At 63.0% G+C, this 13,572-nt stretch carries 12 protein-coding genes and 2 pseudogenes; 7 read left to right on the forward strand and 7 right to left on the reverse strand.

Annotated features, from left to right (window positions below; genetic code table 11):
* Positions 1 to 82: 82 nt before the first annotated feature.
* A pseudogene (locus tag ACRTG1_RS03865) lies at positions 83 to 244 on the forward strand (YegP family protein); the annotation flags it as partial.
* A gap of 33 nt (positions 245 to 277) precedes the next feature.
* Positions 278 to 418 (forward strand): annotated as a pseudogene (locus tag ACRTG1_RS03870) (YegP family protein); the annotation flags it as partial.
* Positions 419 to 533: 115 nt separating this feature from the next.
* On the opposite strand, the gene ACRTG1_RS03875 reads toward ACRTG1_RS03870, so the two are convergent.
* Positions 534 to 1,463 carry a mechanosensitive ion channel family protein gene (locus ACRTG1_RS03875; RefSeq protein ID WP_206995875.1) on the reverse strand — a complete coding sequence of 310 codons (930 nt, stop codon included), beginning with the start codon at positions 1,461 to 1,463 and terminating at the stop codon, positions 534 to 536.
* A 682-nt stretch (positions 1,464 to 2,145) separates the two neighbouring features.
* On the opposite strand from ACRTG1_RS03875, the gene ACRTG1_RS03880 reads away from it, so the two are divergent.
* The 3 genes from ACRTG1_RS03880 to ACRTG1_RS03890 all read left to right on the forward strand — a co-directional run bounded on the left by ACRTG1_RS03880 (position 2,146) and on the right by ACRTG1_RS03890 (position 4,594).
* Entirely contained in the window at positions 2,146 to 3,138 is a 993-nt protein-coding gene (locus ACRTG1_RS03880) for a response regulator transcription factor (RefSeq protein WP_432515527.1), read from the forward strand.
* A 98-nt stretch (positions 3,139 to 3,236) separates the two neighbouring features.
* On the forward strand, positions 3,237 to 4,022 hold the full coding sequence (locus ACRTG1_RS03885; RefSeq protein WP_206546406.1) for a hypothetical protein: 786 nt from the start codon (positions 3,237 to 3,239) through the stop codon (positions 4,020 to 4,022).
* Positions 4,023 to 4,066: 44 nt separating this feature from the next.
* The gene (locus ACRTG1_RS03890; RefSeq protein ID WP_432515528.1) at positions 4,067 to 4,594 is read left to right on the forward strand and encodes a hypothetical protein; all 528 of its coding nucleotides are present in this window, start codon (positions 4,067 to 4,069) and stop codon (positions 4,592 to 4,594) included.
* A 52-nt stretch (positions 4,595 to 4,646) separates the two neighbouring features.
* Here ACRTG1_RS03890 and ACRTG1_RS03895 read toward each other — a convergent pair whose 3' ends face one another.
* The 6 genes from ACRTG1_RS03895 to ACRTG1_RS03920 all read right to left on the reverse strand — a co-directional run bounded on the left by ACRTG1_RS03895 (position 4,647) and on the right by ACRTG1_RS03920 (position 11,401).
* Positions 4,647 to 5,342: a GntR family transcriptional regulator gene (locus ACRTG1_RS03895; RefSeq protein WP_206548989.1), complete on the reverse strand. Its 696-nt coding sequence runs from the start codon at positions 5,340 to 5,342 to the stop codon at positions 4,647 to 4,649.
* A gap of 4 nt (positions 5,343 to 5,346) precedes the next feature.
* Positions 5,347 to 6,276 carry an ABC transporter permease gene (locus tag ACRTG1_RS03900; protein WP_113156980.1) on the reverse strand — a complete coding sequence of 310 codons (930 nt, stop codon included), beginning with the start codon at positions 6,274 to 6,276 and terminating at the stop codon, positions 5,347 to 5,349.
* Positions 6,273 to 7,793 (reverse strand): sugar ABC transporter ATP-binding protein, encoded by a 1,521-nt coding sequence (locus tag ACRTG1_RS03905; RefSeq protein ID WP_432515529.1) that lies wholly within the window; start codon positions 7,791 to 7,793, stop codon positions 6,273 to 6,275. Before ACRTG1_RS03905 ends, ACRTG1_RS03900 begins: the two co-directional genes overlap by 4 nt.
* Positions 7,794 to 7,804: 11 nt before the next feature.
* Positions 7,805 to 8,719, reverse strand: coding sequence for a sugar ABC transporter substrate-binding protein (locus tag ACRTG1_RS03910; RefSeq protein WP_224873706.1), 915 nt, complete (start codon positions 8,717 to 8,719; stop codon positions 7,805 to 7,807).
* A gap of 40 nt (positions 8,720 to 8,759) precedes the next feature.
* Positions 8,760 to 10,217 (reverse strand): FGGY family carbohydrate kinase, encoded by a 1,458-nt coding sequence (locus ACRTG1_RS03915; RefSeq protein ID WP_432515530.1) that lies wholly within the window; start codon positions 10,215 to 10,217, stop codon positions 8,760 to 8,762.
* Between the two features lie 200 nt (positions 10,218 to 10,417).
* On the reverse strand, positions 10,418 to 11,401 hold the full coding sequence (locus tag ACRTG1_RS03920) for an AraC family transcriptional regulator (RefSeq protein ID WP_432515531.1): 984 nt from the start codon (positions 11,399 to 11,401) through the stop codon (positions 10,418 to 10,420).
* A gap of 207 nt (positions 11,402 to 11,608) precedes the next feature.
* On the opposite strand from ACRTG1_RS03920, the gene trpB reads away from it, so the two are divergent.
* Together trpB and trpA are read left to right on the forward strand one after the other, a co-directional pair.
* The gene (gene trpB, locus ACRTG1_RS03925) at positions 11,609 to 12,829 is read left to right on the forward strand and encodes a tryptophan synthase subunit beta (protein ID WP_299935743.1); all 1,221 of its coding nucleotides are present in this window, start codon (positions 11,609 to 11,611) and stop codon (positions 12,827 to 12,829) included.
* 48 nt (positions 12,830 to 12,877) lie between these two features.
* Positions 12,878 to 13,572: tryptophan synthase subunit alpha (gene trpA, locus ACRTG1_RS03930; RefSeq protein ID WP_432515764.1), on the forward strand; the 695-nt coding region annotated here is incomplete at its 3' end.

The raw sequence follows: 13,572 nt of genomic DNA on the forward strand, positions 1-13,572 counted from the left end.
ACCCGGCATAACAAAGCATCTTGCGCATATGGATTCACGGATCCAGACGTGACGACGCATCATCATCAGGAGGGCATCCGCAATGGCGGGAAAGTTCGAACTCTACAAGGACAAGGCGGGTGAATTCAGGTTTCGCCTGAAAGCCGGCAATGGCGAGATCATTCTGGCCAGCGAAGGCTACAAGCAGAAGTCGAGCGCGGAGAACGGCATCGAGTCCGTTCGCACCAACTCTCCCAAGGACGAGCGCTACGAGCGCAAGGATACTTCTTCGGGCAAGCCCATGTTCAACCTGAAGGCCTCCAATGGCCAGGTGATCGGCACGAGCGAATCCTACAGCAGCGAAAGCGCGCGCGAGAACGGCATCCAGTCCGTGAAGAACAACGCCCCGGACGCCAAGCTGGAAGATCTGACGGCCTAGAGCAATTCCAGGAAAAGTGGGAACCGGTTTTCCGACCGGAATTGCGTAAAAACAATGAGTAGGGCGTTTTCGCAATTCAACGAAAAGCGGAAACGCTCCAAGCCCGGCTTTCCCTCTAGTGCTCCATGACCTTGCGTGGAGCGGAGGTCGCCTCCGCTCCACCATTCAGAATGCGTATCCCCGGCACGGGCAGCGGCAGGCCTGAATTGCGCAGGGCCGCATCGATCTCGGCGAAGATTGCATCCCGGCAGTCGATGTCATCGGCGAAGCTGGGCACCCAGAACCGCACATTATAGCGAATGCCTTCCGGATCGTATGACGCGACCCGAACGTCCGGCGCCGGCGTCTGAACGATGATCGGTGAACGGCTGGCGGCCTCGGCCAGAAGCTTGCGCGCATCGCTGACGGCAAAGGCGTGAGACAGCACCACTTCCACCTGCGTCCGGTATTTCCGGTTCGGAGCGCTGTAGTTGGTGAGCTTCTGCCGTGCGATCTGACTGTTGGGCAGGATCACATAGGTGTCGTTGCGGGTGAACAGGCGCGTGGTGCGCCAGCCGATCTCTATCACCCGCCCGCGCGTCTGGTCGTCGATGGAAACCCAGTCGCCTATGCGATACGGCGCTTCGATGCCCACCGCGATGCCGGCAAAGACATCCGCCAGTGTGCTGCGCAGCGCGAAGCCCAGAATTGCGATGATAAGCCCGGAACCGGCCAGCGCGCCGCTCCAGCTCTGTCCGATCACCAGCATCACCGTCGCCAGCGTCGCGGCCAGGAACAGGGCAGCCGAGATCAGCTCCGGCAGAAGCTTTGGCACCTGACGGCGCTTTCGCCCGGCCCGCTCCAGCGCCATGGCGACAAGACGCCCGCCCAGCCACGCCGCCGAAAAATAGGCGACAGCGCCTGTCAGCACGCGAATGGGTTTGGGCGGGATGCCCAGTTCCAGCCACTCCATGACCGGCTGGTGCAGCATATAGGCGGCAATGGCGAGCCCGGTGCAAAGCAGCGGCCAGAGTATGCGCAGGAAGGTTTTGCGGATCGCACTCATATCAGGCTCACCTCCAGGTCGACATGGCGGAAGCCGCGGCCGGGGCGCTCGCGCGGGCGCGCAGGCAGTTTGACCGGCTGATCGTCCGGGCGAATGGGGCTCAGGCAGTGAAGGCACCGCGAAGCGGCGCGCGGAGACAGGCTTCCGCAATGCGCGCAAACCAGAGGCTGAATTTTTCTCGACATTGGTGATCTCTTCCAGGCACTTGGATCGCCGTGCACCCATTCGGACGCGCCAAAGACGGTCCAGAGTTTCGATGGAGCATCGGAGGAAACCGAAAACCGGCTTCCACTTTTTGGATCGATGCTCTGGCTGGCACCCGGGACGGAAGAGAACTTATGCTTATCTCAACGACACACCGCCCCGGGAGAAACATGAGTTTCCCGGGCGCACCTGATCGTCGCGTTTTTCAGAATCATAAGCATGGTTTTTATTTAATTATAAAAATTTGGTTTTCAAGCTCAGAATCCAATAATAATCAGAAACCATCGCTCAAATGAGACATTCGCTTATGAATGGAGCCATTTGTTTGGTTTTTATTGGCATTTCCCGTCTGATTAATTTCCATGAATTGTGGTTGATTGACAAATTTCTTGAATCTGAAATTTTCTATTGCCCTTACGTAAGGAAAATGCAGATTCACTTCATTCATTTCACTCGCTGAAAACCACGATTCACTGGCATGAACGACCGGCTTGCCTCCACTTCCGATTTCCTGCTCGAACTCTATTCGGACGCGGCCGACTGCCATCCCGAGGCCTTTCGGCTTCGTACGCTGGAGCGGCTCACAAAGCTGATCGATTTCGATTTCGCGGTCTGGGGCGGCGGAGCGGCTGAAAGCCGCGACGTGACGGATCTGGTTACCTATGAGCAGTCGCCCGAGATACTCAATGATTGGTCTCAGGTGGCCGATCAGGATGCCTTCTGCGACATCACGCTGGGGCAATTGGGAAAAGCCGCCCGTTTCGACGATATCCGGAATTATCGGGACAGCATCGCCTATAATGATCACTGGCGGCGCTTTGGAGCGCGGCAGATGATGGCGACGATCTCGGCCGAGCCTCTGGATGGCTATGTCAGCTTTGTGGGCCTCTGTTCCGAAGCCAGAACAAACGTCTTCTGCGACGCCTCCCGGATGATGAAGAACGTGATCGTGCCGCATCTCTCGGCAGCGCTTCGCATCAACCGGCAATCCTCGCTCATGCGTCACGGCCGCGAGAGCGAAGCCATCGGCCTTGTGGATCGGGGCGGCTGGATTCTGGTGGGCCTCGACCGGTTTTCGGAGCTGGCGCGCGAAGAAGGGGCGCTTTCCAACCGCTTGCCGCATGGGATGTGGGAGGGGCTTGTGCAGACCGGCGCCTGGCAGGGCACGGCGCTTCTTGCCAGCGCCGAGCGCCGGGGTGCGCATTATCTCGTGCGGCTCACACCACTTGGCGCATTTGCGCGCCTGACCCCTCGCGAAATGGAGATCGTGCGTTCCTACGTCACCGGGCTGACTTTTCGGGAAATCGCGACGGAGCTGGCCATCGCCCCTTCCACGGTGCGCAACCACATCGCCAACATTTTTGAAAAACTGCACGTCGCCAGCCGGACAGAGCTGGTGCAATTGCACCTGGCGACCTTTGGCCAGTTCACCGCTCCGGACACACCGAAAGCCCCGGGCGCAAGACCGTAGTGCATCTGCACTATTTCCTTTTGTCTTTATCGCCGCTTCTTTCGCCCTGCCCGGCCGAAGCGCGCCGGCGGGCGGAAACGAAGCAAAGGCACGATGGAATGAGAAAACTGATCGCGGGGTTCCTGTTTGCGCTGACAGCAATGTCGGCCCCGGCTTCGGCTGAAATCGACGGGCATGGGCCCGATAGCTGGCGGGTGGTTGGCGTCTCCAGAAATGACGCGCTCAACGCGCGTATGGGCCCGGGCACACGCTATCCGGTGATTGAGCGTTTCCGCAGCAATGAAGGCGGCCTGAAACAGGTCACATGCGTTCCATACATCCCGCCGGCACATTTTCAGCGCATGAGCGAAGCGCAGCGCCGGGCGTTGCCGCCGCGCTGGTGCCTGATGCAGGATCGCGCTTTGATCCGGGCGGGCTGGGTCAATGCGAACTATCTGCGGCCTGATTTTGGACAGCCAGCAAAACCACAAAAGCCGGCCAAACGCGTTTCCGTGGAGCCTGGCGGCGACCTGATCGCCAGATCGGAAGGGCTGGTGCGCGCGCTGTACGAACTGCGTTCGCTTGAGGAACAGGGTATTCGAACCGAGCTTTACACGCGCACGGGGGCCGGGCGGTTCTTCCAGAAAGCCATCGTGCAGCGCTTCATATCCGGCGCTGCGGGGGCCGACCCCATTTATGGCGCTCAGGATTTCGACGGCGCATGCGAAGAGCCGCGTCGCCATCCCACGCAGCCCATGTATCGCGGCATGATCACCGTCATTGTGGACTGTGTGAATTTCGGGCGGGCGCAGCGCACCGAATACGCCCTGCGTATTGATCCCGATCAGCCGGACGGTACACCGCGCATTTTCCGCATCAGCCACAAGGACTGGGATTTCCCGTGATTCCGGTCCCCTCACCTTTCCCTGAACAACCCAGGAGCACTTACATGAAGCCCACTCTGCGCCTTCTCTTGCTGGCAGGTTCGCTCGTTACATTCCCCGCCATGGCGCTGGAAGGCGAAAGGATCGGCAGCGTGACGGCAACGATCGATGGAACCGGATATACGGGCGAGACACTGGCGTTCCCCTCCGAAGGCTCGGCCATGGCGACCTTCGTGCCTGTTGGCCCCTCCGTGACTGTCTCGGTTCAGGCAATGGGCCCGCAAGCAGAGTCGCGCCTCAACAACATGCTGGTGATCGACTTTACGGCGCTGGGAACGGACGCCTCGGCGCAGATGATCACCGGTAGCATCAGCTGGTGGCCGGAAGGGATGGACAGCCCCTTCTATATCAGTGACGAAAATGCGGGGCATGCCGGCATCACGCTCGACAGTCTCAGCCTTGATGGCGAAGCGCGTGTGACCGGGAGTTTCGACACGTCCATCTGCCGCAAGGACGGGCCGTTTTCCGAAGCGGATACGAGCAAATGCGTGAAGGTGTCGGGCAGGTTCGACACGGCGCTCCATGCGCAATAGCAGTGCTCCGCGCGTGAGTGCCTGGAGCAATTCCGGAAAAAGCGGAAATGCTTTAGAAGCGGAAAAAGGAATCCTGCAGCGCCGAGTTGGAATATTCGACCGGCGTTCCATCTTTGTCGACCACGACGCGCTGTACCCGAAGCAGCGGCGAGGCCTGTGGGATCGATAGCGCTTCGGCCTCTTCCGCCGAGGCCGTGAGCAGCGAAACATGTTCGCGGGCGAGGAATATCTCGCCTGCGAGCGCCGTGCGAAGCATGGTGTAGAGCGACGTGTCCGCGAGTTTGGCAACGTCCAGCCGCCGGGCCAGAGCCGCGGGCAGAAGCGAGGTCTGGTGAACCACCGGACGGCCCTCCAGTAGGCGCACCCGCCGGATCTCGAACACCTCGCTTCCAAGCGGAAGGTTCAGCGCGTGGGCGGCTGACAGGCATGCCTGACGACGCGCGGTGGAGACGAGCCGTGTGGAGGGGCGAAAGCCCGCTTCGCGCGCAGCGGTGGGGAAATCCACCAGCTTTTCGCTGCTGCGCCCGATGGCGCGTTCACGGTAGACCGTGCTGCGCCCCTGCCCTTTGGAAACGAAGCCCTCGCGCTGGAGAAGCTCCAGCGCCTGACGCACGGTGCGCCGTGAGACGGCATAGGCCGTGGCCAGCGCGTTTTCCGATGGCAGCGGATCGCCATTGCGCCACAGACCGCCGGTCAGCTCGCTGATGAGCCGGTTGGCGAGACGCTGATAGGCGTGATCCGCACCCATGCGCTCAGGCCGTCCTGCCGCCGATGTTGCGCACCAGCACAGCGCCGATGATGATCAAGCCGGTGAAGATGTCCTGCAGGTAGTTCGGCACACCGAGAATGGTGAGACCATTGGCGACCACGGCGATGATCGCCGCGCCCAGAAGCGTGCCGAGCGCATTCGCCTGCCCGTCGCGGAAGGCGGTCATGCCGAGGAACACAGCTGCATAGGCCTGAAGCAGGAAACCGTTGCCGCCGGTCGGATGGGCGCTGCCAAGGCGCGCTGTGAGAAGCAGGCCCGCAAGGGCGGCAAAGAGCGTGCAAAGGCCGAAGGCCCAAACACTGTTGGGCACAATGCGCACGCCGGTCAGGCGCGCGGCCTCACGGTTGCCGCCAATGGCGAGGATGCGGCGGCCAAGCTCCGTGTGGTCGAGGATGAAGGCCGCAAACAGTGTTGCCGCGAGCGCCCAGAGGGTCAGAACGGGAATGCCGGCGAGATAGCCGCGGCCCAGATCGCGGAAGCCCACCGGAATGTTTCCGAAGAGCGTTGCGCCATCGCTGATCCAGTAGGTGATGCCGCCGACAATGGTGCCCATGGCAAGCGTGACGATGAAGCTGGGCATGCGATAGGTGGCGATGGCGAGCCCGCTGACTGCGCCGACGGCGAAACCCGCAATGAGCGTGACCAGCATGACCGGCACGATGCCCCACCCCGCCCCGAACAGCGTGACGGAAACAATGCCCGCCATGGAAACCACCGCGCCGACCGAAAGATCGAATTCCGACAGCGACATGACGAATGTGGCCCCCAGCGCAACGATGGCCAGAAGGGACATCTGCTGGGTGATGTTGATGAGGTTCGAGCCCTTGGCGAATGCCTCCGGCGACAGCGCCGCAAAAAGGGCGACGATGGCCAGAAGGCCGATCAGGGTTCCGTAGCGGGCGGAAAAGCTCAAGGTCGTGTCTCCGGCTGGGAAGGCGCAGGCGGCGGGGCATGGAAGGTGGCGTCGATGACGGACTGGCGCGTGACGGCGCTGTTGGGCGCATCAAGCGTGACGGCCCCCTGCGCCATGACCACGACGCGGCTTGCGAGCATCAGGAGTTCTTCAAGATCGCTGGTGGCGAAGAGAACGGCCGCGCCCTCGCCCGCAAGGCGATTGCACAGTGCATGGATTTCGGCCTTGGAACGCACATCCACGCCGCGCGTCGGCTCATCGAGCAGGAACAGTTTCAGCGATGGATCGAACCAGCGGCCGATCATGATCTTCTGCTGATTGCCGCCCGACAGGGTCGAGATGCGGTCGCCGAGGCCGCCATATTTGACGCTGAGCCCTTCGAGCGCGGAGCGAACGCCGGACCGCGCCCGCCGCCAGGAAACGACCGGCAGGGCCTCCATCGCGCGATGCCGCTCCAGATGCGGCAGGACGGCATTGTCGAGAATGGAATGGTGCATGACGAGACCGGTGTTGCGCCTGTCTTCGCAGACATAGGCGACGCCGGCGCGTTTGCGGCTTTCAATGCCGGATGGTGGGAGCAATGCTCCTTCGAGCGCGATATGGCCCCGCGCCTGTCCGGCCGCCCCCCAGATCGCCTGCAACAGGCTTGAGCGCCCGCTGCCGACCACGCCGTAGAGCCCGACGATCTCGCCGGCGCGCACGGTCAGATCGATGGGCGACCGGCCTGAGCCCGCGCGAAAATTCGAGAGCTCCAGAACGGGTTCGCCCGGCGCGCGCGCATCGCCATGGCGTTCATGCCGAAACGCCTCGCCCGCCATGAGCGCGACGATCCCGTCGCGCGAGGTGTCGGCGATCCGCCCGCTGCCGACAGATCGGCCATTGCGCAGCACCGTGTAGTCATCGGCCAGCGCGAACACCTCGTCGAGCCGGTGCGACACGAAGATGATGGCGCAACCCTGATCGGCCAGATCGCGCACGATGCGGCGCAGGACGGTCGCTTCATCCTCGCTCAGCGAGGCGGTGGGCTCGTCCAGGATTAGCACCTGCGCATCGTCCATCAGCGCGCGCAGGATCTCCACGATTTGGCATTTGGCAACCGAGAGGCGACCAACCGGCGCGTCGATATCCAGGTCGAGACTGTAACGGTCCCGCAGGGCCGCGAAGCGCGTGCGCATCGCCTTCCAGTCGACGCGGCCGAAACGGCGGGGATAGGCCCGGCCCACATAGGCGTTTTCATAGGCCGTAAAGCCGGGAACGAGATTGAGTTCCTGATGCACGGAGCGCAGACCGGCGGCTTCCGCCGCGCGGGGACTGGCAGGCTCAAAATCCCTGCCGGAAAGGCGCATTGCGCCGGCATCCGCCCGGTGCACGCCGGAGAGGCATTTGAGCAGGGTGGACTTGCCGGCCCCGTTCTCCCCCAGAAGGGCATGCACACGGCCGGCGGCGACGTCGAGGCGCACGCCATCGAGCGCCGTGACGCCGCCAAACCGTTTCGTGAGCCCTGCGATCTCCAGCATTTTTGCGGGTTTTACTCGCAGTTTGAGCCGAGCGTTTCGCGGTCGATCACCTTGGCCTCCACGAAAATCTCGCGGGAGGAAGGTTCGCCGCCGCCCAGAACGGTTTCTATCTCACCGACTGCGGCGCTCGCAATGCCCGGAAAATCCTGCCGCACCGTGGCGGCGAGGTTGGTGCACTGTTCGATCAGGTCGATCGCCTGCGGGTTGCCGTCAATGCCGGCGATGACGATGTCTGCATCGGGCATGTCGCTCTGGATGGCGAGCAGCGCGCCGACGGCGGGCTCATCCCAGGCGGCCCAGACGCCGTCGATCTCCTCGCCATACTGGCGAATGAAGGTCTCCATGGCCTGCCGCGCATTGTCGATGGGGCCCGGCACCTGCACGTAATGCTCGGCAATGACCTCGAAATCCGGATCCTTCTTCAGCGCTTCATCCAGCGCCAGCTCACGCTGGCGAACGCCCGGATGCGCCGAGTGGAAGAATTTGACGATCTTGCCTTCGCCGCCCAGCGCCTCGAACAGATAGTCCGAGAGGATGGTGCCAAGCGCGAAATTGTCGGTGGTGATGTTGGCGGTCACGCCATCGGCAAGCGCGCCGTCCAGCACGAAAACGGGAATGTTCTTGCCGGCCGCGGCTGCAACCTGATCGCCGATCTGGTTGGGATCGACGCTGACCAGAACGATGGCGTCCGCGCCCGCATTGGTGACGTCTTCCACACGGCTTGCGAGCTGCTGAAAGTCGCCGCGCGTGTCGACCACATTGACCGTCCAGCCCTTCGCCTGCGATTCTTTCGTGAAGGTCTCGACCATTTCATTGGTGGCAACGGAGCTCAAATAGGGCGTCAGCACCGCGATGTCCTCGGCATTGGCCGTAGTTGCGTGAGCAAGACCGGCCAGTGCGGCTGTGGTGAGAAGCAGGCGTTTCATCATTTCCTCCGATCCGTTGAACGGTTTTCGTTTCTTTCGTTTACGTCAGCAGGCGGGCCTGTTCCCGCGCGAAACGGGATGCTGCGAGATAGGCCTCATAGCGGCTGTCGCAGCGCTGGGCATGAGGGGCGTCATTGGTTGTATCAGGCGCGAGAACGGGCGGCGCATCCATGGCGGCAAGTGAGAGACCGGCCTTTGCGGCGATCATGCGCAGCGCGCCCAGCGCCGTCATCTCCTGACTTGCATCGGGAAAGGCGATCTCGCGCTTCAGAACATTGGCGAGCGTGCGCCGTTGGAGCGCATCGCGCGCCGCACCGCCAATGACGGTGAGCGGCGACGGCGGCAGGCCGGCGGTTTCCAGATTGTGGCGGATGGCGAAGGCCACGCCTTCGAGCACGGCGCGCGCCATTGCGCCCTTGCCATGGGTGCGGTCGAGGCCAAGGAATGCGCCGCGCACGCGCTGATCCTCGAATGGAGCGCGCTCGCCGGAGAGATAGGGCAGGAAGAGCGGCGCGGCGCGCGCATCGTCCGCCATCACAGCCGCTTCCAGCAGGGCTTCGACACTCTCGCCCGTGATTTCGGCGAGCCAGTCCATGGCCGCGCCCGCCGTCAGAAATGGCGAGATGATGATTGCGCGGTCGGGATGGACCGGATCGGCAAGCGTGTAGATGTCACGCGGGGGCGCGGCATCCTGCATGGTGAGCGTGGCCGCAACCCAGCCGGTGGTCCCGAGATAGGCGTAGGCCCGGCCCGGTTCGTCAGCGGCGGCGCCCCAGGTGGCGGCCGCGGCATCGCCCGCGCCATTGAACACCGGGATGCCCGCGACAAGGCCGAGCGCTGCGGCAGCTTCCGCGCGCAGTGGACCGACGATCGCATCGGCCGGGAGAATTTCGGGCAGGCGCGACGCCTCAACACCGGCAGTGGCGAGCAGTTCGGCATCCCAGCACCGCTCTGCGATGTTCATCAGGCCTGTGGTGGAGGCAACGGTGGGATCGATCACGGCCCGGCCCGTGAGCCTGAATGTGACGGCATCCTTCGCGCCGAAGAAGAAGCGGTGTTCGCCCGGAAGATCCGGTGCGAAACGGTCAAGCCGCATGAGCTTGAAGATCGTGTGCGCAGGGTCCGGACGGTTGCCGACGCGCTTTGCATAATCGCCCGGCAGGCGGGCTTCGAGCGCGGCAATCTCGTCTTCATCGAGGCGGCGGTCGGAATAGAGCGCGGCGGGCGCGAGTGCTTCGCCTTCGGGCGAGAGAACAATCAGGTTCTGCATGGAGCCGGTGAAAACCAGCGCCGCGACATCCGGCCTGTATGGCATATCGGCAAGCGCGCTGACCAGCGCGGCCCACCAGTCTGCCGGGTTCTGGGTCTGCGAACGGTCTGCACCGGAGACGGTGGAGATCGCCGCCGAGCGCGTGGCAAGCATTGCGCCGTCCTGCGAAAACAGAACGGCTTTCAGGGCCGAAGACCCGATATCGATTGCCAGAACAGCCCGGCTCAAAACCACCCTCCCTCTCACGGAGTGGACAAAACAATGTTGCCCACCGTGTCGCCGCGCACGCGCCTTTTTGCAAGGTCAGTTCCCGTTTTTTCTTGCGCGGTGATCCGTGAGTGCAGGTCTGGACGCGTCCCGTGTCAACGCCGGGGCGGCGCACAGCTGCATTTCGCTTCCCGAATGGGACAGATGCTTCCGAAAATGCGTCAGGAAAGGGTTCTGGAGCGTGCGGGGCTGTGCCCGCAGTAACGCCGAAAGGCGGCGGCGAACCGTCCCGCATGGGCGTATCCGACGCGGGCGGCGATTGTGGCGACCGGCAGATCGCCATGCTCGAGCAGAAGCCGGGCATGCTCCATGCGGCGCATGGTGAGATAATCATGCGGGGAGAGCCCGGTGAACCGTCGCATGCCTGTGGTCAGCGTGCGTTGGGACACCTCAAGTCGCTCGCACAGCGTCGATACGGTGAGCGGAAGCGCTGACGGATCGTCGAGCAGCGCCTTGAAGCTCAGCACATAGTGCGGCAGCGGACCGGCGGCGGCGAGCGCCGAAGGCTCTGCCTCGCGGCAGGGCACATGGGCAAAGAGCGTTTCCAGAACCGCATTGACGAGAGGCATGGGCGAAAGAGCCGTGCTGTCGGCGGCCTCGATTTCTTCCGCGACCATGAGCCCGAAGAGACGCGCCAGCCGCCGCCCGACCGGCGTGTCGAGGTCGATCTCCGGCTTGAAGAACGGCGTGCGGCGCACCGGATCGCCCGTGTAACGCTGCCAGGAACGCTCGACGAAATCGCGCTCCAGCCGCAACATCACCTGCGTGGTGCTCGGACGCCAGTTGGAGCGCACGAACGGCCCGGGAGACAGGATGAGGCCATGACCCGGACGCGACGCGACACGGTCGCGCCCGTAGAGAATGTCCACTCCGCCGGAAAGCGGGAACTCCAGCATGTAGAACGTGTCGAAAATGCCGGCTTCGACCTCGATGTCGGGGCCATAGCGCAGGAGATTGAGAGAAGCCCCCTCGCCCGCGACGGCATGGTGCCGGAAGTCGAGCGATGCTTCGCCGGACGGCATCAGAAGGCGATGCGGCCTGTAGCGCGCGCCGATGGCGGCCTCAGCCTCCGCAACGTCAAGCGAATGCAGGCCGGGAACCCGGCCAAGCCTTTGCGACGCGTCGATGAGATCAGTCACCACCATGGGGCGTAAAGATATCAGGCGGGATCATCCTGTCCACTGGAAGCTGAGCCGCGAAAGGGACAAGTCGCGGGTAATCGAACATCGGCGGACGGTGATTTTGGTAGATATTTCAATAAATTGCTGAAAGTCTTGCGGTGAGACATGTGTTTGACTTGTCCCTGTCCGCCATGTGTGAATGGGCGAAAAGCAACAAGGGGACGCGCACGCATGACTGCACCCATTGAACCCAATTCCTTCCGGATTGGCCCGGATGATGACGGTATGTTCGGCATTTTCGGCGGCCGGTTCGTTGCCGAAACGCTGATGCCGCTGATCCTCGATCTGGAGAAACACTGGAACGAGGCCAAGGACGATCCGGCGTTTCGAGCGGAGCTCGAATATCTCGGCCGTCACTATACGGGCCGTCCCTCGCCGCTCTATTTCGCAGAACGCCTGACCGAGCATCTGGGCGGCGCGAAGATCTATTTCAAGCGCGAGGATTTGAACCACACCGGTTCGCACAAGATCAACAATTGCCTCGGCCAGATCCTGCTCGCCAAGCGCATGGGCAAGACCCGCATCATCGCCGAGACCGGGGCCGGTCAGCATGGCGTAGCCTCGGCCACCGTGTCGGCCCGCTTCGGCCTGCCCTGCGTGGTCTATATGGGCGCGACCGATGTGGAGCGGCAGAAGCCGAACGTCTTCCGCATGCATCTTCTGGGCGCCGAGGTGAAGCCGGTCTCTTCGGGGCATGGCACGCTGAAAGACGCCATGAACGAGGCGCTGCGCGACTGGGTGACCAATGTCGAGGACACCTATTACCTGATCGGCACGGCTGCAGGCCCGCATCCCTATCCCGAGCTGGTGCGCGATCTTCAGTCGGTGATCGGCACGGAAGCGCGCGAGCAGATCCAGGAGCTGGAGGGCCGGCTGCCCGACGCCATCGTGGCGGCGGTGGGCGGCGGCTCGAACGCCATCGGCCTGTTCCACCCCTTCCTCGATGACCGCCAGGTGGAGATCCACGGCGTCGAGGCTGGCGGCCACGGGCTGGAGGGCGACGAGCACTGCGCTTCCATGACGGCTGGCCGTCCGGGCGTGCTGCATGGCAACCGCACCTATCTGTTGCAGAACGATGACGGGCAGATCCTCGACGGGCATTCGGTGTCTGCGGGGCTGGACTATCCCGGTGTCGGGCCGGAGCACAGCTGGCTGAAGGATTCAGGCCGTGTGATCTACTCGCCCGTTCTGGACGATGAGGCGATTGAGGCGTTCCAGATGACGACGCGTCTTGAGGGCATCATCCCGGCGCTGGAATCGGCCCATGCGATTGCCCATGCGATCAAGCTTGCGCCGACCATGGGCAAGGACCAGATCATGATCGTCAATTTCTCCGGTCGCGGAGACAAGGACGTGCATACCGTTGGAAAGATGCTCGGCATGGAGATCTGAGCCGCAGGATCCGAACCCACAATCTGTCCGAAGAGAAAGCATCCTCCCATGACCACCCGCATTGACCGCCGCTTTGCGCGGCTGAAGGAAGAGAACCGTCCCGCGCTCGTGACCTATTTCATGGGCGGCGACCCGGACTATGAGACCGCGCTGTCGATCATGAAGGCGCTGCCTGCGGCGGGCAGCGACGTGATCGAGCTGGGCATGCCCTTCTCCGACCCGATGGCCGACGGCCCGGCCATTCAGGCCGCCGGCCTGCGCGCGCTCAAAGGCGGGCAGACGCTTTCCAGGACGCTCCGGATGGCGCGGGATTTCCGGGAAGACGACGACGACACACCCATCGTGATGATGGGCTATTACAACCCGATCTACATCTATGGTGTGGACCGCTTCCTCTCCGATGCGAAGGAAGCGGGCATTGACGGTCTGATCATCGTCGACCTGCCGCCGGAGATGGATCAGGAGCTTTGCGTTCCGGCCATCAAAGCGGGGCTGAACTTCATTCGTCTTGCCACGCCGACGACCGACGAAGAGCGCCTGCCGAAGGTGCTGGAGAACACGTCGGGTTTCGTCTATTACGTGTCGATGACGGGTGTGACGGGTTCGGCCCTGCCGGACACGAACAATGTTTCGGCTGCGGTTTCGCGCATCAAGGAACACACGGACCTGCCGATCTGCGTCGGGTTCGGGGTGAAGACGGCGCGCCAGGCGCGGGCGATTGGCGAGGTCGCGGACGGTGTTGT

The sequence above is a fragment of the Nitratireductor sp. PBL-C9 genome (assembly GCF_050877045.1).
GTDB classification, from domain to species: Bacteria; Pseudomonadota; Alphaproteobacteria; order Rhizobiales; family Rhizobiaceae; genus Nitratireductor; species Nitratireductor aquimarinus.